This window comes from Aquimarina macrocephali JAMB N27, assembly GCF_000520995.1.
Taxonomy (GTDB): domain Bacteria; phylum Bacteroidota; class Bacteroidia; order Flavobacteriales; family Flavobacteriaceae; genus Aquimarina; species Aquimarina macrocephali.
The window spans coordinates 46,988-68,026 of sequence record NZ_JACA01000027.1 but is presented as its reverse complement, the minus strand read 5'-3'; the positions used below and the strand labels follow the sequence as shown (position 1 = coordinate 68,026).

22 protein-coding genes are annotated in these 21,039 nt (G+C 31.5%); 9 read left to right on the top strand and 13 right to left on the bottom strand.

What is annotated here, in order from left to right:
- Positions 1 to 12: 12 nt before the first annotated feature.
- A complete protein-coding gene (locus Z054_RS30385) occupies positions 13 to 873 on the bottom strand; it encodes a hypothetical protein (RefSeq protein WP_024771244.1) in 861 nt (286 codons plus the stop codon).
- A 584-nt stretch (positions 874 to 1,457) separates the two neighbouring features.
- Here Z054_RS30385 and Z054_RS0116980 point away from each other — a divergent pair.
- Positions 1,458 to 2,369, top strand: coding sequence for a hypothetical protein (locus Z054_RS0116980; RefSeq protein ID WP_024771243.1), 912 nt, complete (start codon positions 1,458 to 1,460; stop codon positions 2,367 to 2,369).
- Positions 2,370 to 2,685: 316 nt separating this feature from the next.
- On the opposite strand, the gene Z054_RS0116975 is transcribed toward Z054_RS0116980, so the two are convergent.
- From Z054_RS0116975 to Z054_RS0116945, 7 genes are all read right to left on the bottom strand, one after another.
- The gene (locus tag Z054_RS0116975) at positions 2,686 to 3,459 is read right to left on the bottom strand and encodes a sulfite exporter TauE/SafE family protein (protein WP_024771242.1); all 774 of its coding nucleotides are present in this window, start codon (positions 3,457 to 3,459) and stop codon (positions 2,686 to 2,688) included.
- A gap of 29 nt (positions 3,460 to 3,488) precedes the next feature.
- Entirely contained in the window at positions 3,489 to 4,547 is a 1,059-nt protein-coding gene (locus Z054_RS0116970; RefSeq protein WP_024771241.1) for a nucleoid-associated protein, read from the bottom strand.
- A gap of 54 nt (positions 4,548 to 4,601) precedes the next feature.
- The gene (locus tag Z054_RS0116965; RefSeq protein WP_024771240.1) at positions 4,602 to 5,117 is read right to left on the bottom strand and encodes an IS1096 element passenger TnpR family protein; all 516 of its coding nucleotides are present in this window, start codon (positions 5,115 to 5,117) and stop codon (positions 4,602 to 4,604) included.
- Positions 5,118 to 5,164: 47 nt separating this feature from the next.
- Positions 5,165 to 6,181: a COX15/CtaA family protein gene (locus Z054_RS0116960; protein WP_024771239.1), complete on the bottom strand. Its 1,017-nt coding sequence runs from the start codon at positions 6,179 to 6,181 to the stop codon at positions 5,165 to 5,167.
- A gap of 65 nt (positions 6,182 to 6,246) precedes the next feature.
- Positions 6,247 to 6,603 carry a four helix bundle protein gene (locus tag Z054_RS0116955; protein WP_024771238.1) on the bottom strand — a complete coding sequence of 119 codons (357 nt, stop codon included), beginning with the start codon at positions 6,601 to 6,603 and terminating at the stop codon, positions 6,247 to 6,249.
- A gap of 65 nt (positions 6,604 to 6,668) precedes the next feature.
- Positions 6,669 to 8,093 carry a CCA tRNA nucleotidyltransferase gene (locus tag Z054_RS0116950; protein ID WP_035092397.1) on the bottom strand — a complete coding sequence of 475 codons (1,425 nt, stop codon included), beginning with the start codon at positions 8,091 to 8,093 and terminating at the stop codon, positions 6,669 to 6,671.
- Positions 8,094 to 8,100: 7 nt separating this feature from the next.
- Complete coding sequence (locus tag Z054_RS0116945) at positions 8,101 to 8,670, bottom strand: L-threonylcarbamoyladenylate synthase (protein ID WP_024771236.1); 570 nt, start codon at positions 8,668 to 8,670, stop codon at positions 8,101 to 8,103.
- A gap of 209 nt (positions 8,671 to 8,879) precedes the next feature.
- Here Z054_RS0116945 and Z054_RS0116940 point away from each other — a divergent pair, with 209 nt between their 5' ends.
- On the top strand, positions 8,880 to 9,833 hold the full coding sequence (locus Z054_RS0116940) for a hypothetical protein (RefSeq protein WP_024771235.1): 954 nt from the start codon (positions 8,880 to 8,882) through the stop codon (positions 9,831 to 9,833).
- Between the two features lie 160 nt (positions 9,834 to 9,993).
- On the opposite strand, the gene Z054_RS0116935 is transcribed toward Z054_RS0116940, so the two are convergent.
- Both Z054_RS0116935 and Z054_RS0116930 read right to left on the bottom strand, forming a co-directional pair.
- Positions 9,994 to 10,635: a class I SAM-dependent methyltransferase gene (locus Z054_RS0116935; protein WP_024771234.1), complete on the bottom strand. Its 642-nt coding sequence runs from the start codon at positions 10,633 to 10,635 to the stop codon at positions 9,994 to 9,996.
- Positions 10,636 to 10,813: 178 nt separating this feature from the next.
- Positions 10,814 to 11,476 carry a class I SAM-dependent methyltransferase gene (locus Z054_RS0116930; RefSeq protein WP_024771233.1) on the bottom strand — a complete coding sequence of 221 codons (663 nt, stop codon included), beginning with the start codon at positions 11,474 to 11,476 and terminating at the stop codon, positions 10,814 to 10,816.
- 108 nt (positions 11,477 to 11,584) lie between these two features.
- Here Z054_RS0116930 and Z054_RS0116925 point away from each other — a divergent pair, with 108 nt between their 5' ends.
- The 3 genes from Z054_RS0116925 to Z054_RS0116915 all read left to right on the top strand — a co-directional run bounded on the left by Z054_RS0116925 (position 11,585) and on the right by Z054_RS0116915 (position 14,563).
- Positions 11,585 to 12,526 (top strand): hypothetical protein, encoded by a 942-nt coding sequence (locus Z054_RS0116925; protein ID WP_024771232.1) that lies wholly within the window; start codon positions 11,585 to 11,587, stop codon positions 12,524 to 12,526.
- Positions 12,527 to 12,530: 4 nt separating this feature from the next.
- Complete coding sequence (locus Z054_RS0116920) at positions 12,531 to 13,586, top strand: glycosyltransferase family 4 protein (RefSeq protein WP_024771231.1); 1,056 nt, start codon at positions 12,531 to 12,533, stop codon at positions 13,584 to 13,586.
- Positions 13,587 to 13,783: 197 nt separating this feature from the next.
- A complete protein-coding gene (locus Z054_RS0116915) occupies positions 13,784 to 14,563 on the top strand; it encodes a lipopolysaccharide kinase InaA family protein (protein WP_024771230.1) in 780 nt (259 codons plus the stop codon).
- Between the two features lie 3 nt (positions 14,564 to 14,566).
- On the opposite strand, the gene Z054_RS0116910 is transcribed toward Z054_RS0116915, so the two are convergent.
- From Z054_RS0116910 to Z054_RS0116900, 3 genes are all read right to left on the bottom strand, one after another.
- Positions 14,567 to 15,334: a glycosyltransferase family 2 protein gene (locus Z054_RS0116910; protein ID WP_035092392.1), complete on the bottom strand. Its 768-nt coding sequence runs from the start codon at positions 15,332 to 15,334 to the stop codon at positions 14,567 to 14,569.
- 37 nt (positions 15,335 to 15,371) lie between these two features.
- Positions 15,372 to 16,433, bottom strand: coding sequence for a glycosyltransferase family 9 protein (locus Z054_RS0116905; RefSeq protein ID WP_024771228.1), 1,062 nt, complete (start codon positions 16,431 to 16,433; stop codon positions 15,372 to 15,374).
- Positions 16,434 to 16,511: 78 nt separating this feature from the next.
- Positions 16,512 to 17,327 (bottom strand): 2,3,4,5-tetrahydropyridine-2,6-dicarboxylate N-succinyltransferase, encoded by an 816-nt coding sequence (locus Z054_RS0116900; protein ID WP_024771227.1) that lies wholly within the window; start codon positions 17,325 to 17,327, stop codon positions 16,512 to 16,514.
- A 126-nt stretch (positions 17,328 to 17,453) separates the two neighbouring features.
- Here Z054_RS0116900 and ruvX point away from each other — a divergent pair, with 126 nt between their 5' ends.
- The 4 genes from ruvX (at position 17,454) to Z054_RS0116880 (ending at position 20,954) form a co-directional block, all read left to right on the top strand.
- The gene (gene ruvX, locus Z054_RS0116895; protein ID WP_024771226.1) at positions 17,454 to 17,864 is read left to right on the top strand and encodes a Holliday junction resolvase RuvX; all 411 of its coding nucleotides are present in this window, start codon (positions 17,454 to 17,456) and stop codon (positions 17,862 to 17,864) included.
- 23 nt (positions 17,865 to 17,887) lie between these two features.
- A complete protein-coding gene (gene def, locus Z054_RS0116890) occupies positions 17,888 to 18,478 on the top strand; it encodes a peptide deformylase (RefSeq protein ID WP_024771225.1) in 591 nt (196 codons plus the stop codon).
- 205 nt (positions 18,479 to 18,683) lie between these two features.
- Positions 18,684 to 19,106 carry a DUF5606 family protein gene (locus Z054_RS0116885; RefSeq protein WP_024771224.1) on the top strand — a complete coding sequence of 141 codons (423 nt, stop codon included), beginning with the start codon at positions 18,684 to 18,686 and terminating at the stop codon, positions 19,104 to 19,106.
- 204 nt (positions 19,107 to 19,310) lie between these two features.
- Positions 19,311 to 20,954: a CTP synthase gene (locus tag Z054_RS0116880; protein WP_024771223.1), complete on the top strand. Its 1,644-nt coding sequence runs from the start codon at positions 19,311 to 19,313 to the stop codon at positions 20,952 to 20,954.
- The last annotated feature ends 85 nt before the right edge of the window (positions 20,955 to 21,039 follow it).

The following is a 21,039-nucleotide window of genomic DNA, read 5'->3' as shown; positions in this document are numbered from 1 at the left end:
CGAACATCCAACTTATTTCATGTTCTTCTTAAGTAACTCTATTTCTTTTTGTAGCTGCTCGGTCTTCTTGTTTTGTGCAATCATATACAACGTAAGTTCTTCAATTTTTTGAAGTAGTTTTGCATTCATTTCTCCAAGTTGAATACCATTTTTCTCTACTTCAGAAGCCGATGGAATATTAGGTAAATGTCCTTTTTTTACGATATGATTTTCCACTTCTTGCAAAGAAGGTAGGCTATAATCATTTTCGAATACATAATCTGGCCAACCGGTTAGATCTACTTTTACTTCTTTGGCGTGTATTTTACCATTTACTGCAAGTTCTGTATCAGGACTAGTGGTTCCAATACCGAATTTTCCATCTTTAGTAAAAGTGAAAAATGTATTTGGAGTATCAGAGTTATTTAAAAAGAGATTATTTCCTGTATGTTGAATAGAAAAATTCCAAATTTTTCCTCCTCGTTCAATATTAAAAGCTGCACCACCTTCTGGATCCTTAATATGCAGTTTGGCTGTTGGATTTGTTGTTCCTATACCTACATTACCTGTATTATTAATTCTTAAGAACTCTACAAAATTAGTTGCACTAGAAGAAGTTATGCCTGACGCTTTCCCAATACGTAATTGTGAATTTTCATGAAATACAAATGTGGGACCATATTGCATAGCATTATTTAATCCAATCCCTAGAAAATTAGATCCTGATTGTAATAATTGATAAATAGAACCCGAAGATTTGTTGAGATGAAGTTGTCTTATTGGATTTGTCGTTCCAATTCCTACATTACCGGTAGTTGGAAGAGTGTTGTTTTGAGCAGTACCGATCAATGATACCAATACAAAAGATACTGATAGAAATATACTTTTCTTCATAGTTTAAAAAATTAAATAAATATTGATTTTGTAATAGGGTAGGAATTCTCAGGTAAAGATACGTAAATGTAGTTTATAATAACAAAGGTTGTTAATAAAAACTAAAGAATTAATAAAATTAAAAGAGATTGTGAATTGATTGTTAGATGCTGATTGTAAGGCCAGTAGTTAGGTGTTAAATGAGAAAATATCTGTAATTAGAATAAAAGTAAGAAACAAAAAAACTAAGATTCTTGACTTTCTACCTCGGCTATTTATTCGTATTTATCTGTCTAAGTAGAGAATAAAGATGGTTGTTTTGAGACTGGCGAGCCTTAAATCGGTAGTAGTTTAATTAAACAGCCTTAAAGTTTCTGCCCGTGTAACTGTAGTAACTTCACTCAAATAGAATCTTATAAAATTTGCAAAACTGTCCTTATTTCTTGAAAACTCAAAGAATCAGGACAATACAGTGTTAATAGCATCTTAGTTTCGCAAAAATATTAGAAAGCTATATGTTACTTTAAAACAAATAGTAAAATCATAAAGACATATCCCTGAGTGTCTATAAAAGTTTAGGAGATTTTAATTTTAAAAATTTAACCATGTTGTCAAACATTTTAAACCTTACCAATGGTAAAACCATGAAAAAATTATTGATCAAAAGCATCTTACCCCTGGGTGTATGTTTATTCTTATTGAGTTGTACAAATCAAGATGAGATCGTATATGACCCAGGAACTGAAGAATTAGTTTGGAAAACTTTGGCAACATTGCAGCTGCCTAATAACAATACAGTGACATTCCAATTTAATGGCGAGGATTTTTATTACGAAGAAAGAGGTTCTATAGATAATGAAATGATTGGTTTTGAAGATAACGATAGCTGTCTTAAGCGATTTTTAATACTTACAGAAGACCATATTGCAGTACCAAAAGCATTTATAGACTCGCCTGATTTTAAAGATGTACAAGAGTTGATCTCTACTAGAAAAATGATAGAAACGCATAGAACTCCTATAAGTATACCAGCATCAACCATATCAAAATTAAAAAATCGGGGTACTTCACCCGCTGGTGTTGTGCTCTCGCAATGTAACAGCTTCCTTACAGGAGGAAAAAGAGTATGGTTAGATAGTTCGACTAATTCTGGCAGTGCGTTTTTCTTTAATTATACACCTTTAAATTGGAAAGCTGGTCCAGATACACATCATAATTGGGTTGTAAGGAAGTCTTGCAGAGCACTTAGATTTAAGATTGGAAACTGTGATTATGAGAGAAAAGTTAAGTTTAGCGTAACTCAAGGTGAAGGAAAATATTTCCGAGAGATTAAAACAATAACTCTTTCACCTCGAACTCAGGTGTCTGATTTTATTTCAAATAAGTGGTTTAAACAAAGAGTAAGGGGGATAGAATTTCATTCGGATTGGGACGAATTGAATGATGATAGAACAGTAGGAGGTGAAATATTATTCCAGCAGAAAGGAGTAGATACTTTTGATAACCCATTTGATTAACATCGATTGAAACAAAAATAGAATCACACTTTTTTTAAATGTATAATCTGAATAAGAGTAAGAAACGAAAAAAGTGTAAGACCTCTGCCGTTTGATCTAATATCAGATTTCCAAACCTGAGTTCGACGTAAGAAAATCACGTCAATTCGAGTGATCTGGTACTTCGACATAGCTCAGTACAGGCTGGAAGATTGTATCGAGAATAGTGATTTTCTATCTAAAAAAGCTATTCTCGATCCAGTTTTTCTTCATTTCATTCTGAAAAACCACTCGAATTGACGCTTTTTATAATATTTTAGCTTAGGTCGAACTCAGGTTACAAAACCCCAATTCCCAGAAGTATTGCAAAAACAATTAATAAAACTCCTACCACTATTTGAATTGTATGTATGGTAATCTTTTTGAGAAATTTATTACCTATATAAGCTCCAATAAAAGCCATTAGTGTGGCGACCATAAGCATGGGGTAATTGAGTTGATCACCCAATTGCAAAAGATCTTTGGCATATATAGTTAGTCTCGAGATATCGATAAAGCAAGCAATAACAACTCCTGTGGCTATAAAAGCTTCTTTATTAAGTTTTGCCCGAATTAAAAATGCAGTTCGTAATGCTCCCTGATGGCCTGATAATCCTCCAAAAAAACCACTTAGTGCACCACCCCAAGGTAAATATTTGATATCGAACTCTAATCGTTTCAGTTTTGGGATAAGATCAAAAAGGGAGAAAAAAATTAATACGATAGCAATACATATTTTTACTACCGTAACTTGATATGTGGTATCAGCAATAGTATAGCTAAATAAAGGGGCTATATACGTGAGTTTGCCTAATATATATGCACCAAAAAAGGCAAATACAATAGCAGGCAAACCAAAGCGTAGTACAGTTTGTGTATTCGCTTTTCTGCCAACAAGAGTTAATTTGAATAGCTTATTAAGCAGGTGTACTATTGCCGTAAGAGCGATTGCAATATCTATAGGAAAGAATAATGCAAACACAGGCATCAATAATGTACCTAATCCAAAACCAGAAAAAAATGTTAACCCAGATCCTAATAAAGCTATAATACCAACCAGAATAAAATCCATAATATGATAGCTATTAGTTTTCTATTTTCTTAGGTTTTTTGTTCTTTATTGAAATATACCAAATAGTAATACATTTGCTTCTCTTCGTCCCATCCTTTTTCTACAAATTTTTCTGCAGATTCTGGGTTGATGAAATCCATCTTTATCTGTACATTAGTATCTAGATTGATGACATTTTTCATCTTTTTACGAGCAGCAGTTACAGCATTATTCGCAATAGGAAAGGAGGTAAGATCTTCGATCTGGTATTTTGGTGCTTTTTCTACCTTGTAATGTTTAAATTCTGGAATCAAATCAGGATTATCGATCACATCATTTAAGAACGCAGATTCTTCGAATTCATCATTTTTTGCAAAGTGGTTTACTGCACGATTCATAAACATCACTTCTTCTTTTTTATCTTCGGCAGGAAGGACTACATCCTTTGCAAAATCTTGGCAGAATTTCATATACTTTTTAGTGTAAAAATTTTCATCGGCAAAAGCTTCTACACCTAAGAAATGTTCTAACCAATATTTAGTATCATATCGATTAGAATCTACAGAAAGGATTTTATAACCTTCTTCTTTTTTATGATTAAAAATTAAACAACCTTTATCAAGCTTATTCAGGTTTACTCCTTGTTGAATTAATAATTCAATATCAGTTTCTTTTTCTTCAAACTGAAGGAAATCATGTTTTAATTCTGATTTAAAAATACCAATAGCATCAACTTTTTCATTATCTATAGTCACATTGTCTAAATAAGCGACATATACCTCACCACTTTTAATATGAGGATGTTGTGATTGTTCAAACAATAATGAAGCGATTCGTTTAGATTTTTCATGAACTGAAGAAGGATGTTCAAAAATTTCGGTTACGATCTTAAACAGAGGATTAAATTCTATATCTACCTCATTGGCAAATTGAAAATAATTTTCTTCCTTTTCTCTAAAAGGTTTAAAAAAATACTCTTTTAGAAGTGCAGTTAATTCATCATTAAGGGCATACGGTGATTCTGACAGGAATAAATTTTCATTTTTATTCTTGTTTCCAACCTGATGAACCGATAATGATTCGATTTGAGTGCTATATAAGTTGATCATGACATGTATGTCATCCCAGCGAAGGCCGAGATCTTTTTAATTAATAGTTATATTTTAATTCCAATTTTCATCAAACCCCAGATCTTCATATTCATCAAGATCCATAAAATCTTTATTTTCATCTTCATTGAAGTCGTCTGATTCGTCTGCTTTAAACTCTTTATCAGGCGCTTGATCAGGTATTTGACCATGAATGTACATTACATTTGGATATTCTCTTCCGTTTTCATGTTCGGCAATTTCTGCAAGTTCTACCAAAAATGTCCACATACTCAAGAAGTCATAGATGTAAATTAACCTGGGAGAAGCCTCATGAGCAACATCAATAAGAGTAGTTTCATTCATTAATCTAACGGGCTGATTACCATCACTCATATCAAATAATGATATTTCTTCTCCTTGATTCCATTGATCATCACTAATGTAAAAAGAAGCCATTTCTGTTCCGTCAAAACCAAAAGATTGGGTTATCACATTATGAAACTGCTCTAAAGTAGCATCTTGTTCTATTTCAATATCTCTAAACACATCTTCTTCTGTATCCAGAATAATTCTGAAACGGTATATCATTATTAAATTAATTAATTTGGAAATGCAAAGATACTATAAATGCATTGTTATTTACTAAAACGATGTAATGAAAAAGTCATTGCCCCTAATAAGAAAAAAGCAACAATCTGATGTAATATCCCCAATACTATAGGTACTCTAAAAATTAATGTAAATACTCCTAGCAAAAACTGAATACAAACTATAATTACTAATATATTTAATGAATTGGATTGAATATTATTTTTTTCAATTCTTTTACCTCTATACCATATAAAGGCAATAAGTCCTACAACAATATATGCCAGATAACGATGTATGAACTGAACTCCACTCTTTCCTTCTACAAAATTTTTAGCAAAAGGAGATTGTTCTATATAAACGGATTCATGAATTAAAGCTCCGTCATTCATTAATGGCCAGTGGTTATGTAATAAGCCAGCGTCTAAGCCAGCGACAAAAGCACCATAAATAATCTGAAGTATAAGTATAGACAAGGCCCATCGAATCAGGTTTCTAAATTTTAGATTCACCGTTTTTTGGGTTGGATACATAAGATCGAGAGCTACCCAAAATGTATATGCAAAGGTTATAAATGCAGCGGTGAGGTGCATTGCAAGTCGATAATGACTTACATCGGGTCTGTTAATGAGCCCACTTTTTACCATAAACCAACCAAGGAAACCCTGAAAACCTCCTAGTAACATGAGTACTATGGATTTTTTTATTGTGGATGAGGTAAGTTGTTTTCTAATTAAAAAATATACGAAAGGTACTATAAATACAACACCGATAAATCTTCCGATGACACGATGTAACCATTCCCAAAAATAAATATCTTTAAAATCTTCAAGTGTGAATTGGTGATTTATCTTTTGATATTCTGGATATTGCTTATATAGATCAAATGCAGTATTCCATTCTGTTTCACTCATAGGAGGAATAGTACCCGAAATTAATTTATAATTAGAGATAGATAATCCAGAATGAGTAAGTCTGGTAATTCCACCAACAATAACCATAATAAAAATCAATAAACACCCCGTAAACAGCCAGTATATTACTTTTTTATTGTCTTTTTTCATTTTTTTTTGTTAAAAAGAATCTGAGACATGGGGAATCTTAGAATCTAAGAAAAATATAATCTTTATTAAGAATCTTTGATTTTTTTGATATAACTAGCTAACATACGCTCAATTTCCCTAGTATTTTCAAACAAAATATTGAAGTTGTTTTCTTGAATAAAAGAAAGATTCTTTCCTATTTCTAATTGAGTCTGTAATTCAAAAAGTGAACTGATAGCAATATTTAAAAATCTTAAATAATCATTTTTACCTAATCTTCCATAACCTTCTGCAATATTACTGGGGATTGAAACTGATGCTCTTCTTATTTGAGAAGTTAAACCATATAACTCTTCTTTAGGAAATGTTTTTGTTTCGAGATATATATTAGTGACTAATTCCATCGATTTTTGCCAAATTATCAAGTTTCTGAAGGTACTCATGATTGATTTAGTATTAAATTAAAATTTCAAAGATTATAGATTTATAGTCTTTGAAACTTAGATTCTTAGTTACTCTTTAGCCCCAATTCTTCACCTTTCTTTACCATATATTCATAAGCTGCTTCGTGCTCATTAGGAATCTCACCATCAAGAATTGCTTCTTTAATTGCTTCTTTTATAATTCCTATTTCACGAGAAGGCCTGATATTAAAGGTTTCCATAATCTCTTCTCCTGTAACAGGTGGTTGAAAGTTACGAACATGATCTCGTTCTTCAACTTCTGTCATTTTTTGCCTTACAATCTTGAAATTATTATGATATTTTTTAAAACGTTTAGGGTTTTTGGTTGTAATATCTGCTTCACAAAGTGTCATTAATTCTTCAATATATTCTCCTGCATCAAAGATCAGTCTTCGAACAGCAGAATCTGTAACTTCTGTTGCAATCACTATGGGCCTGGAGCTCATTAATACCATTTTTTGAACAAACTTCATTTTTTCATTTAGCGGCATTTTTAGACGCTTAAAGAGTTTGAATACCATTTTTGAACCTACAAATTCATGGCCATGAAAAGTCCATCCAACTTTTTTGCTAAACTTTTTGGTAGGTGCTTTACCGATATCATGAAGTAAAGCTGCCCAACGTAACCAGAGATTATCTGTGTTTTCGGCAATATTATCTACAACCTCTAAGGTGTGATAAAAATTATCTTTATGTCGTTGTCCTTCGACTTCATCAATACCTTTTAGCGCAATAAGCTCTGGTAGTATATAGTCCAAAAGACCGGTTTGTTCGAGTAATTTAAAGCCTGTTGAAGGTTTGTTACTTAAAATAATTTTATGTAACTCATCTACTATACGTTCTTTGGTAATGATCTTAATTCGATCTTTATTTTTAGCAATAGCTTTTAACGAGGTGGGTTCAATTTTGAAATCAAGTTGTGTAGCAAAACGAATTGCTCTCATCATTCGTAAAGGATCATCAGAATACGTAATATCGGGATCTAGAGGAGTACGAATTATTTTTGATTTAAGATCTTCTATACCATTAAAAGGATCTAATATTTCTCCAAAATTTTCTGGTGATAGGTGTAAGGCAAGAGTATTGATCGTAAAATCCCGCCTATTCTGGTCGTCTTCCAAACTTCCATTTTCTACAATGGGATTGCGGCTATCTTCAGAATAAGATTCTTTTCGTGCTCCAACAAATTCTACCTCGATATCATCAGCTTTTAACATTGCAGTACCATAAGTTTTAAAAACCTGTACTTTGGGATTACCAGGTAAAAGTTTGGATACTTCTTTTGCCAATGCTATTCCGCTACCAACAGCAACAATATCAATGTCTTTGGCAGTTTTTCTTTGCAATATATGGTCTCTTACAAATCCACCAATAACATAGCTGTCTAGATCTAGGTTTGCTGATGCTTTAGCAATTGTATCAAAAATTGGATGTTGTAAAGCTTCTTTATAATTTTTGATTTCTGACATGAATCAATTACTTCCTAATAATTTTTACGGTACTATCGCTTCCGATTTTAATAATCGACGAAGGTTTAGCTCCTTTGTTTTGCAGAGGCAAATTTACGACATAGTCTACGCCTTCCAAAATTGCGGCAGGTATTTCTTTTAAGTTTTTTGGAGCAGGCATGCCACTAATGTTAGCAGAGGTCGAAACGATAGGTCGTTTAAGCTTCTTAATTAGTTTTCCGCAAAAAGGGTCTCTCACAACCCGAATACCTAATGTATTATCATCTGCAATAATATTTTCTGCGACATGCAGAGGTCTGTCATAGATAATAGTAGTAGGTTTTGCAGCATATTTTAGAATATCATAGGCTACTTCTGGAACTTCTTCTATGTATTGCTGTAGCATTTTAAAATCACTAACCAGGCAGATCATAGACTTGCTTTCTTCTCGCTTTTTTAAGGCATATAGCTTATCAATAGCTTCTGCATTAGTCGCGTCACAGCCAATACCCCAAATTGTATCGGTAGGATAGAGGATGATTCCTCCTTTTTTTAATATGTTAACTGCATTTTGGGTTTCTATAATTTGATCTGACATTAGTTTTGAATTAATAGATGATTATGAAAAGGTACTATTTTAAATCTTCTTTTGTAAGAAAAGTTAAAGTAATTCTAATTATTGTTTTTACCGGTAACATACTTATTGCTGATAACATTTATTTATGAAATTGGCCAATTTCATGATACCCATTCTGAATGCATGACAGAAACAATTTTGTGCAAAAATAATCTTAAAACCTTAATATTATGAAAAAAATCATTTTTTTACTGCTCATAATGACAGTAATAATTTCTTGTGAAAAGGGAGATGTTAATTCTACTGGAGAAGAGACAAATATCGAGTCAACTATTGAATCAAAAACGGATAGGTTTTCCTTTAAAGATTGGAATGAATTCAATGATCTTTATTCTAAATTTTCAAAACTTGGTATGGAGGAGTTAGAAATGAATTCCTTTTTCTCCTACGATAGAGACCTGGAAGTTTCACCTGCAATTCAAGGAATTTTGAATAATGATAATGAATTTGAATTAGGAGGTAAAATTATTTGGTTTAAGGATGGTAAATTTTATGAACTTGATGAAGAAGGAATTGCAGTTCAAAAATCTGACATAGAAAACCTTAAAGAAGTTGGTTCTGTATCCTACACCCGAGTTGATCCTAAAGGAGTAATACCTGGAAATGAGACAGGAATTGTTGCTGCAAAAGGAGTTGTTGTGGATAATCAATATGAATTTAGAAAACAAAGATACGTAGAGAATTGCGGTTCGGGTAATACTCAAGGGACTTCTCCTCGAGCTTTTAAATATGTGCATGAAGTTTATGCAGAACATTTAAATACAGGAGGACCTTTCCGGGTAGATACTTATAGAATATTCTTACGAGTAAAGTTAGAATATAATCCTAAACGCAGAAGGTGGAGACTTTCTGGGGAAAGAAGAGAAATTTCAATTAATTTAAGTAATAACTCTTTTTTAAGAAATCATAATGGTCCGGTTTCACCTCATCCAAGTGATGTTAATAATCGTTCTGTTGTATTTTCATCCTCTTGTGCTACTCATCAAACGCTACTTCTTAATTCTGTCACTGCTCCAGGACCAATAGCCGGTGCTCATTGGGATATTAATGTAAACGGAACCATAACAGAGAAGATGTATGGTGATGTAGAACGTAATCGATGGAGAGATCGAATTAACTGGTAATATGATTTGTGCTAAAATGAAATCTATTTAAAAAGAAAGGGTTCCAATATTGGAACCCTTTCTTAATTTGTATATAAAACTTTCTATGTATTTCAGAGTATGTGATATGCTAATATGATTATTACCTAAGAGAAGCGGATTACACATTTCTTCTTAGGACTTACTTTTTGACAACTGTAGCATACTGAAGATATCTCATGTCCATTGCTGTAAATAAAAAGGGAATATTATAGAAGAATGGTTTAATAGATTTTGTTTTATTAATGCCTTTGTGAAGTACTATTTCATACCCTAATCTCGTATACATATTTGCAATACTCTTACCAGTAAAGAATCGTAAGTGCGTTTTGTCCATTATACCGTGTTCTTCATATTCCCAATTCTTTTTAAGTACTAGGTTTTTTAAAGCACTATGGTATCTCATATTAGGTATTGAACTAATAATTACACCGTTTTTTGATAGTTTACTTTTAATTTTTTCTAGTACCCAATATGGATCTACAAGATGTTCTAATACATCATTAAAATAAATAACATCAAAATGATTATCCGGTAGTTCTTCAATAAAATTTTCACATTCACCAATAAAAACTTTGTCGAGCACCTTTTCGGCTTTTTTTCCATGCTCTGGCATCAATTCAATACCCCAGGTTTCAGTATTGTGTTTTTCTTTAATGAAAGCAGCAAAAGTACCTTCTCCACAACCAACATCTAATACTGTTTTTGCATTTTTTGGAAAAAAGGCAAACATTTCATTTCTGATATTATTATAGTATCCCTCGGGTTTATTGTCATAATCCATTACTGTATTGTTTTTTTAGTTAATGATAATTTTTGCTATTGCGTTTTGAATAGAAATAATTATTTGTTTTAGGGTATAATTATTGATACCGTACAAATATACCGATCTATACGAAAGTCACATTATTTAGTATAGATATTTTGGGGTTTGATAAATTTATTTAGACCCCATAAAAAAGCTATTTTTTTACTAATAAAATTTGATAAGCATTAATTAAAATTTCCCAATCTTTTTTTAGCATATACTCTACAACTGTTTTTCCTTTACCGCCTCCGGGAAGCCTGCAATCGTCTATTAAAACGATAGATGTATCATGTAGTTTATCTTCTGCCAGGATAAATTCTTTTAAGTGATGCTCTTGACTTTTCTTTTGAACATCTATATCGGTCTTTGAATAATCATAACTATCTAGGTATAAAAAGTCAATAGATTCGTTGAAATTTTTTAAGAAGTCTAGAGAATCTCCTAGATATACTGTTGTACTATCTTGTAAACTTTCTTCTAGTACTGCTTCTTGAGCCCCTTGTACAGAATCTTTACTAATATCCACTGAATGCAATTTTGCATTATTTTCTTTTGCCCATTTACCAAAAACGATTGTTGCTCCACCATCAGTTTTAGTTGCTTTAAGACCGTTTCTAGAAGTTCCTGTCTCTACCAGTATTTTAGCATTTCGTTCATTTAAAAGCTGTAGTGTTTTAGAAAAAGTTATACGTCTTCTTCTAAAATTATATTTGTAGGGCATGAAAGGATATAATGACTTATGTTTGATGAGTTTGAGTAATTTGGGAAATGCAATTCCTAATAATACAAGAAGTAAAATGATAAATAGATAATTCATTATAATGGTTTTAATATAACGCTGACAAATGTATTGATTTTAAAAATTACTTTTTTAGCAATATGATTCTTTACTTTTAGTAAGTTTGTCTCTATTATTATTTAAAACATGAAAATAACACTGATTAGTCTAGATGTTTTGGGGATTAACGATGAAATTACCAAGAGTCTAAAAAAGCAGGGATATGAAGTTAATCATATAAACTTTCATACTTTTAGGTATCAGTATCCTACGGTTTTTCACCGAATTTTTAATTTTATTGGAAAAACTTTTTTTAAATACGATATAAAAAAGAATCACTTAAATAAAGAAATCCTTAAGCGATTGAGCGAAATCGGGAAACAAGATAAAATCCTAATGCTTAACGCTAATTTTTTACTTCCTCAGATTATTAAAAATATAAGCTCATTTACTGGAAATTTGACAGCATTTTTTAATGATAATATAGAAAGAATACCAAAGATATTACTAGTCGCTCCTTTTTTTGATGAGGTATATACTTTTGAACCTAATGATTCAAAAAAGCATGATTTTAAATTTGCGACAAATTATATTTTTAAGGAAAACAAAAATAACCTGCTGATAGAACAAGAGGTTTTTAATATAAGCACATTTAGTAAACGATCTAAATTTATAGATGATATAGCCTTAAAATTAGATGGGTTAGGTGTATCATATAAAATTATCAGTTTCGGGAAAAAGAAAATTGAATCCAAAAGTGGTGTAGAGTACGTTACAGAACGGATAAACATGAAAGAGGTAAATGAGTTAGTAGCGCATTCTAATGTGCTGTTAGATATTCATAGAGAAGGACAGGATGGACTATCGTTTAGAGTTTTTGAAAGTTTAGGGAATAGCAAAAAACTAATAACTACTAATGCAGCTATTGCTACTTACGATTTTTATAATCCAAATAATATCTTGATAATAGATAAAAATAATATTCAAATTCCTAAATCTTTTTTTGAGAATGAATATGAAGAAATACCAAATGAGATCTATCAAAAGTACCTGGTAGATAATTGGATAAACAGAATTCTAAATTTATAAAAAGGTGAAAAATAAAAGAGTATTTGTAGATTTTCATTACTTAAAAAATCTAAATAAAGGCTTTGGGCAATTTTCATATCATTTATCTAAAGCGTTTTCATCTATTAATACTGATATAAATTATATTTTTTATACTCCTAAAAAGAGATATTATAAATCAATATTTAATCAGAAGAATATTTTTGTTAAATACTATTATTCAATACATCGCCAGTTGGGTATTTTTGGACGTAATTATATATTTCATTGTACCAATCAACTAAGTAAAATTGAGCCTTTAAATAAGAAAATCCCTTATATTTTAACTATCCATGATATTAATTTTATTTATGAGGATACAGTAGATCAGAAAACTAAGGATTTTATTCAAAAAAAAATAGATAGAGCTCAAGTACTTGTTTTTGTGTCACACTTTACTAAAAATGAAGTGAATAAACATTTTAATGTTGCCACGTCAAAAACACAAAAAGTAATATATAATGGTAATTCTTTAAAAGAAACCTCGTTAGTTAATCCTGATGAGAATACAGATGATTATCTTTTTTGTATTACGGAAATGAGACCGTACAAAAATCTGGAGAAACTTATCTTAATGATGAATCACATTCCAGAAAGATTTAAACTTATTCTTGCAGGAAAAGGTAGTAGCGATTATGTTTTACATTTAGAAAATTTAATTCAAGAAAATAACCTTGCAGAAAGAGTTTTTTTGAAAGGTGTTGTATCTGAAGAAACAAAAGTGAAGCTGTTTAATAATTGTTTTGCTTTTGTATTTCCTTCTTCCAGAGAAGGGTTTGGGTTACCAGTAGTTGAAGCATTAAACTTTAATAAACCTATTTTTCTTTATAATAAAACTTCTTTACCAGAAATAGGAGGAGAAGCATGTTTTTATTGGGAAGAATTAGAACCTGAATATATGGCCGATGTGTTTTTAACAAAAATCACTTATTTTGACTCTAATAGACTTAAAATGGAAGGAAAAATTAAAACCCAATTAGAAAAATTTAGTTGGAAATCAGCAGCATTAGAATACAATGAAATATACAAATCTCTAATGTGATTTTTGGTATAGAGTAAAGGGGAATATTTACTTAGGTATTTTTCAGAACGTATTTGTTCTTGTATTGAAGCCCTATAAAAAGGATGAAGTGCCGTAATAAGTATTTCTACAATGTGCCTTACATTTTTTATTACTACTAAGTAGTATAGAATTATATCAAAAAGTTACTTTTGTCTAACTTATTTTATGAATAAAGAATGCAACGTAAATTTATCATACACCCAGATTATAAATCAGTTAAAACCGAAGTGCAGAAAACAATAGCACATTTTGATGATTATTATGATATATTGGGAGATGCAGAGCGCAATGTTATAAAAATTGTAGAGATTGAAGGTCAAAAGTATACTATCAAATCATTCAAGGTTCCTAATTTTATAAATCAGGTTGTATATAGATTTTTTAGAAAATCAAAGGCAGAAAGATCTTATAATTATGCGAATAGGTTATTAGAGCTGGGCATAAAAACCCCATTTCCGTTGGCGTATGATTTATACACTACGTTCTTTTTATTTAGAAAAAGCTATTATGTTAGTGAATTGCTTAATTACGATCTTACTTATCGAGAATTGGTACATGAACCGGATTATCCGGATCATGAAGCCATTTTAAGAGCTTTTACAAGATTTACTTATGATCTTCATGAAAAGGGAATTCTATTTTTAGATCATTCTCCAGGGAACACTTTGATCGTGAAAACAAGCTCTGGATATGATTTTTATTTAGTAGATCTAAATAGGATGGAGTTTAGAGATTTAGATATGGAAACCAGGATTCGTAATTTCTCTAGACTAACTCCCAAAAAGGAAATGGTTGCAATTATGTCGAATGAATATGCTAAGTTAACCGGTGAGGATGAGTCAACGATGTATCAAAATATGTGGAGCCTTACCGCAGCATTTCAAAAGAAATATCATGATAAAATAGCCTTAAAAAGAAAAATCTTTTTCTGGAAGAAAAAATATAGAAATCTCTAAATGTTATTTTAGATTTCGTCGAAACAACCAAAGCTTTACATATCGCATAAAAACTGCATATCCCTGGACATAACCAATAACTAAACCGGGAACACCATCTCTAAACCCACTTTGTATAATGTAATGTTTAAAAAACGCCCAAAGCGGTTTTATTACAAAGTGATATGGTGTTAATCGTTTTGTTTTTTTGTCATAATCTTCTGCTTGCCAGGAAGCATATCTATTTAGTTTATTGATATAAGCGTCAAAAGTAGTGTATGTATTATGGTAAAATTTGTTTTTTAATACCCCTATTTTACCTGGAGTAACAATTTCTTCATGTACATGTCTATCATCATATTTACATTTATCTCTATGAAATAATCGAATAACTTTATCATTTCGCCATCCACTATAGAGTATTCTTTCTCCCATAAAATGATTCATACGTTTTATCCAGTATGCTACAAAATTATTTTTTCCGGGATCTTTTAGTACTTCTAGTACTTCATTTTTAAGCTCAGGGGTCACTCTCTCATCTGCGTCAACTAATAATATCCACTGGTGTGTAGCCTGAGGAATAGCCCAATTTTTTTGAAATGAAGGATAATCAAATTTTCTTTGAATAATGAAATCGGTATATTCTCTTGCAATTTCGACCGTTTTATCTGTGCTGTAAGAATCAACAACCATAATTTCATCAGCAAATGAAACTGATTCTAATACATCCTTAATGTTGTGTTCTTCATTATAGCATGGGATTATAACTGTAAGTTTTTCTCTATGTAAAATGTCTTTTTCTATGATGATTTGGTTTTAAAAATGCAAATTACAAGTTTTTACTTAAAAAATTATGCAATTGATTAATGAATAATTCTGTTTTAAAGTGAGGGTAAAGTTCTAAAGATTTCTTTTTGAGTTCTTTATAACTTTGGTTTGAAAATAACTCTGGCATATAATCTGATAAATGAACAGATGTTTGTCTTTCTCCATCCTCAAACATATTCCAATCTTTTTTAAGAATCCAGGGAGAAAAAATAGTAAAAGTAGGTATGTCAAGTGCTTTGGCCATATTTACTGCACCTCCTTCGTTACCTATTAATGCATCACAATGAGAGAGGATTGCAAGGAATCCTCGTAAACTTTTGGCAAATACATCAAAATGGATATGCCTCTGTGTTTTAGGCATGGTAAGGTTATAAATTGTACGGGCATCTTTTTCCTGATTTGGAATGTAATTGAAAAGAATATTTACTTCTGTATTCTTAACAATTGCATCTATAACTTTAGCCATATACTCGAAAGGAAGTGTTTTTCTCATTTCACTACCCAAAACACTAATCATTATTAATGGTGTCTTGGTAATAATTCCATTAGATTCTAAAAACTCACGAGCCTTTTCTTTTTCTTCTTTAGTTAAAAATATTTTTGGTCTTGTAATCTCAGAAGTGATTCTGTTTTCAGGAAAAACCAAACGTAATCTGTTTTCTATTGCAATACTGGCATTTGTAATAGGTACAAGATTCCTTTTAATAGTTTTTGTGTAAAAAAATTGAGTGTACCATTTATAGAAGGATACCTTCTTTGAAGCACCAGAAAATAAAGTGATGAGGTTACTTTCTAATTTTCCATATACATCGATAACATGATCGTATTTAGACTTTCGTATTTCTTTTAAAAAGGTGTAAAAAGCTCTCTTATCATTTTGGTATTCATTTTTAAACTCTATAATATGGTCAAAAAATGGGTTTTCTGTGATGACAGATTTTGTATTAGAGTTCACCAAAAAATCAATAGTAGCATTAGGATATTCTTTTCGTAATGCTTCACAAATAATAGTGCTTGTGAGCACATCACCAATCATCTTTTGTTGAATAACCAAAATCTTCATATACTATTGATCAAAATAATTGAGCTTGTCCTAAAAAAAAGAGAAGACAAGCTCAAGTTTCTTTCTACATGCTTTACACTATACGGCTACATCATATTCACGAAGAGCATCATTAAGTGAAGTTTTCTTGTCAGTACTTTCTTTACGTTTTCCAATAATCAAAGCGCAAGGTACATTAAATTCTCCAGCAGCAAATTTCTTAGTATAACTTCCTGGGATTACAACAGAACCCGCAGGAACAACTCCTTTTCTTTCTACAGGAGTGTTTCCTGTAACATCAATTATCTTGGTAGATGCGGTTAATACTACATTAGCACCTAATACAACTTCTTTTTCTACTCGAACTCCTTCGACTACAATACATCTGGATCCTATAAATGCATTATCTTCTATAATGACTGGAGCAGCTTGTAATGGTTCTAGAACACCGCCAATCCCAACACCACCACTAAGGTGAACATTTTTTCCTATTTGGGCACAACTACCTACGGTTGCCCATGTATCTACCATAGTTCCTTGATCTACATAGGCACCTATATTTACATAACTAGGCATTAAAATAGTACCAGGAGAGATGTAAGCACCATGACGCGCAACAGCATTAGGAACTACACGAATTCCTTTAGCTTCATATCCTTTTTTTAATGGAATTTTATCATGGTATTCAAAAATTCCAGCTTCCAGGGTTTCCATTTTTTGGATTGGGAAGTATAATACCACTCCTTTTTTTACCCATTCATTTACTTGCCAGCCACCTTCTACAGGTTCTGCTACTCTAAGTTTTCCAGAATCTAACAAGCTAATTACTTCACGTATTGCGCTTTGCGTATTTGATTCTTTTAAAAGCTCTCTGTTTTCCCAAGCTTTTTCTATGGTTTCTTTTAGTTGGTTCATCGAATAAAAAATTTTGGTAAAGATAATAGCTTCCTTTGAAATAAGTATCGATTATAGATATTTTAGGAAACCATTAATAAATAAGGACAGTTTTGTAATAATATTATACTTTTGCAAAAAAAATGAATGGCACAGATTTTAGCGATTGATTATGGAGGGAAACGTTGCGGGATTGCAGTTACAGATGAATTGCAAATTATCGCTTCTGGGTTGACTACTGTCGATACTGGAGAATTGTTGTCATGGCTAAAGGATTATGTGTCTAAGGAAGAGGTAGAGCTTTTTATAGTGGGAGAACCTAAAAGGCTGCATGGAGAAGCTTCAGAAAGTGAACAACTAATTTTACCTTTTTTAGAAAAATTGAATAAACTACTTCCAGATATTCCTGTAAAAAGGATTGATGAACGCTTTACTTCTAAAATTGCTTTTGATACTATGATAGCTAGTGGTATTTCAAAAAAGAAAAGAAGAGATAAAGCATTAGTAGACCAGATAAGTGCAACGATTATATTACAAGATTATTTGTATAATCGATAAATAATAGAAATAAGAAATAAAATATGATACTTCCCATTGTAGCATACGGAGATCCGGTATTGAAGAAAAAAGGAAAAGAGATAACCAAAGATTATCCTAAATTATCAGAGTTACTGGATAATATGTTTGAGACCATGTATAATGCACATGGAGTAGGATTAGCAGCTCCTCAAATTGGACTCCCTGTTAGATTGTTTATCGTTGATGCAGAACCTTTTTCTGAAGATGAAGAATTATCTAAAGAAGAAGCAGATCAGTTAAAGAACTTTAAAAAAACGTTTATTAATGCGACTATTTTAGAAGAAACAGGTGAGGAGTGGGCTTTTGCCGAAGGATGTTTGAGTATTCCTGATATAAGAGAGGACGTATTTCGTAATGAAACTATAAAGATTCATTATTTTGATGAGAATTTTGTAGAACATACAGAGACTTATGGTGGGTTAGTAGCAAGAGTAATTCAGCATGAATATGATCATATTGAAGGAATTTTGTTTACAGATAAACTATCAAGTCTTAAAAAACGTTTAATAAAAGGAAAATTAGCTAATATTTCTAAAGGAAAAATTAGTTCAGAATACAGAATGCGATTTCCGTTACTAAAAAAAGGTAGATAATTGCATTCTACTTTTAAATATTTATGTTGGTTAAATGTTTGATTTTTTAAAACGAACTACTGATATTTGCCAACCCTAAGGAGAGATAAACATATTTTAAGAACTTCTATAGTAGTAGAAATGATTTATATGTAAACTCCTTATCGATCTGCATTATTACAGGTCTGATCTTTAAAAAGAATATATCATAAATAGATGAAAATATATGAGCTTAGATAAAATATTAGCAATTTCGGGTAAACCTGGTTTATATGAGTTAAAAACACAAACTCGAAGTGGATTTTTAGCAGAATCTTTATTAGATGGAAAAAGATTATCGGTAAGTATAAGACACAATGTAAGTGTGCTTAGCGAAATTGCAATTTATACATTTACAGAAGAAGTTCCTTTACGTGAGATCTTTAAAAAGATTTTCGAAAAGGAAAATGGCGAAAAAGCTATAAGTCACAAAGAATCTAAGGATAAATTAGAAGCCTATTTTAGTGAAGTGTTACCAGATTATGATGAAGATAGAGTGTATGCTAGCGATATGAAAAAGGTAATTCAGTGGTATAATATTTTACAATCTAAAGGATTAACAGATTTTACAGAAGCAGAAGAAGAGAAAGTTACTGAAGAAGAAGAATAAGAACATAATTTTTTATGATAAAATCCTGTCGTGAGGCAGGATTTTATTTTTTATATATGTTGTGAATTCATTTTCAGATTTTTAAGTTGTTGAAGGAATATGGATAAGTTACATAATATTGATTGATTTTCGATGTATGATTTGATGACTTCTTTGTATTTTTGCGCAAAATTTTAATACAATCTTACTAAATATTTAGTTTACATGGCTAATACCAAATATATTTTTGTAACCGGAGGCGTGTCTTCTTCTTTAGGAAAAGGGATTATAGCAGCTTCTCTGGCAAAATTATTACAGGCAAGAGGATACAGGGTTACAATTCAGAAATTGGATCCTTACATTAATGTTGATCCGGGGACACTAAATCCATATGAACATGGTGAATGCTATGTAACCGATGATGGGGCAGAGACTGATCTTGATTTAGGGCATTATGAGCGTTTTTTGAATACGCCAACCTCTCAAGCCAATAATGTAACCACAGGAAGAATATATCAAAGTGTTATCCAAAAGGAAAGACGAGGAGAATTTTTAGGAAAAACAGTTCAGGTCGTTCCACATATAACCAATGAAATCAAAGAAAGAATTCAGATTCTGGGAAAAAGTGGAAATTATGATATTGTGATTACCGAAATAGGGGGAACCGTTGGTGATATAGAATCTTTACCGTATATAGAAGCTGTACGTCAATTAAAATGGGAACTTGGAGATGCTAATGCTTTGGTTATTCATTTAACCTTAATCCCTTATCTATCGGCAGCAGGAGAATTAAAGACAAAACCAACCCAGCATAGTGTGAAAACATTGATGGAAAGTGGGATAAAAGCAGATATTCTGGTATGTAGAACAGAGCATGAACTTTCTGATGATTTAAGAAGAAAATTAGCACTTTTCTGTAATGTTCGACAAGAAGCAGTAATAGAATCTATCGATGCGTCAACAATCTATGATGTACCTAATTTGATGTTAGAAGAAGGCTTGGATAAAGTAGTACTTAAACAACTACTTCTTCAGGATGACGACGAGCCTAATTTGGAGAAATGGAATGATTTTTTACAAAGACATAAAAACCCAAAATGCCAGGTCACTATAGGGCTTATAGGTAAATATGTAGAATTACAAGATTCTTATAAATCAATTTTAGAATCTTTTATTCATGCAGGAGCAGAGAATGAAGTAAAAGTAAATGTAGTAAGTATACATTCAGAATACATTACTAAGGATACAATAGAAAATAAAATAGCTCATTTAGATGGGATTTTAGTAGCTCCTGGATTTGGAGAACGTGGGACAGAAGGAAAAATAAAAGCAGTACAATATGCAAGAGAAAACAAACTTCCGTTTTTCGGAATTTGTTTAGGGATGCAAATGGCGGTTATTGAGTACTCTCGTAATGTTTTAGGAATAAAAGAAGCTTCTTCTGTAGAAGTAGATAAAAATACACCACATCCTGTAATTGATATTATGGAAGAGCAGAAGAGTATTACGGATATGGGAGGTACTATGCGATTAGGTTCTTGGGATTGTGAATTGATGGAGAACAGTAAAGTGTTAGAAGCATATGGGAAATCAATGATAGCAGAACGTCATCGTCATAGATATGAGTATAACAACAATTACAAAGAGCAATTAGAAAAAGCAGGACTTAGGACTACAGGAATTAACCCAAAAACAGGATTGGTAGAAATTGTAGAAATCCCAGATCATCCATGGTTTGTAGGGGTTCAATATCATCCAGAATATAAGAGTACAGTTGCAAATCCGCACCCTTTGTTTATTGCTTTTATAAGAGCAGCTGTTGAATATTCAAAAAAGGATAAGAGTGCCAAAGTGTCACAAGGATTGTAATTGGCTAGATAATTGACAACGAATAACAATATATATATAATTTTAAAAGCCTTTCTGAGTCATCAGATAAAGGCTTTTTATACAT

Coding starts and splice junctions, on each gene's coding strand:
- Z054_RS30385 (WP_024771244.1), bottom strand. CDS start 873: ATGAAGAAAAGTATATTTCTATCAGTATCTTTTGTATTGGTATCATTG.
- Z054_RS0116980 (WP_024771243.1), top strand. CDS start 1,458: ATGTTGTCAAACATTTTAAACCTTACCAATGGTAAAACCATGAAAAAA.
- Z054_RS0116975 (WP_024771242.1), bottom strand. CDS start 3,459: ATGGATTTTATTCTGGTTGGTATTATAGCTTTATTAGGATCTGGGTTA.
- Z054_RS0116970 (WP_024771241.1), bottom strand. CDS start 4,547: ATGATCAACTTATATAGCACTCAAATCGAATCATTATCGGTTCATCAG.
- Z054_RS0116965 (WP_024771240.1), bottom strand. CDS start 5,117: ATGATATACCGTTTCAGAATTATTCTGGATACAGAAGAAGATGTGTTT.
- Z054_RS0116960 (WP_024771239.1), bottom strand. CDS start 6,181: ATGAAAAAAGACAATAAAAAAGTAATATACTGGCTGTTTACGGGGTGT.
- Z054_RS0116955 (WP_024771238.1), bottom strand. CDS start 6,603: ATGAGTACCTTCAGAAACTTGATAATTTGGCAAAAATCGATGGAATTA.
- Z054_RS0116950 (WP_035092397.1), bottom strand. CDS start 8,093: ATGTCAGAAATCAAAAATTATAAAGAAGCTTTACAACATCCAATTTTT.
- Z054_RS0116945 (WP_024771236.1), bottom strand. CDS start 8,670: ATGTCAGATCAAATTATAGAAACCCAAAATGCAGTTAACATATTAAAA.
- Z054_RS0116940 (WP_024771235.1), top strand. CDS start 8,880: ATGAAAAAAATCATTTTTTTACTGCTCATAATGACAGTAATAATTTCT.
- Z054_RS0116935 (WP_024771234.1), bottom strand. CDS start 10,635: ATGGATTATGACAATAAACCCGAGGGATACTATAATAATATCAGAAAT.
- Z054_RS0116930 (WP_024771233.1), bottom strand. CDS start 11,476: ATGAATTATCTATTTATCATTTTACTTCTTGTATTATTAGGAATTGCA.
- Z054_RS0116925 (WP_024771232.1), top strand. CDS start 11,585: ATGAAAATAACACTGATTAGTCTAGATGTTTTGGGGATTAACGATGAA.
- Z054_RS0116915 (WP_024771230.1), top strand. CDS start 13,784: ATGCAACGTAAATTTATCATACACCCAGATTATAAATCAGTTAAAACC.
- Z054_RS0116905 (WP_024771228.1), bottom strand. CDS start 16,433: ATGAAGATTTTGGTTATTCAACAAAAGATGATTGGTGATGTGCTCACA.
- Z054_RS0116900 (WP_024771227.1), bottom strand. CDS start 17,327: ATGAACCAACTAAAAGAAACCATAGAAAAAGCTTGGGAAAACAGAGAG.
- ruvX (WP_024771226.1), top strand. CDS start 17,454: ATGGCACAGATTTTAGCGATTGATTATGGAGGGAAACGTTGCGGGATT.
- def (WP_024771225.1), top strand. CDS start 17,888: ATGATACTTCCCATTGTAGCATACGGAGATCCGGTATTGAAGAAAAAA.
- Z054_RS0116885 (WP_024771224.1), top strand. CDS start 18,684: ATGAGCTTAGATAAAATATTAGCAATTTCGGGTAAACCTGGTTTATAT.
- Z054_RS0116880 (WP_024771223.1), top strand. CDS start 19,311: ATGGCTAATACCAAATATATTTTTGTAACCGGAGGCGTGTCTTCTTCT.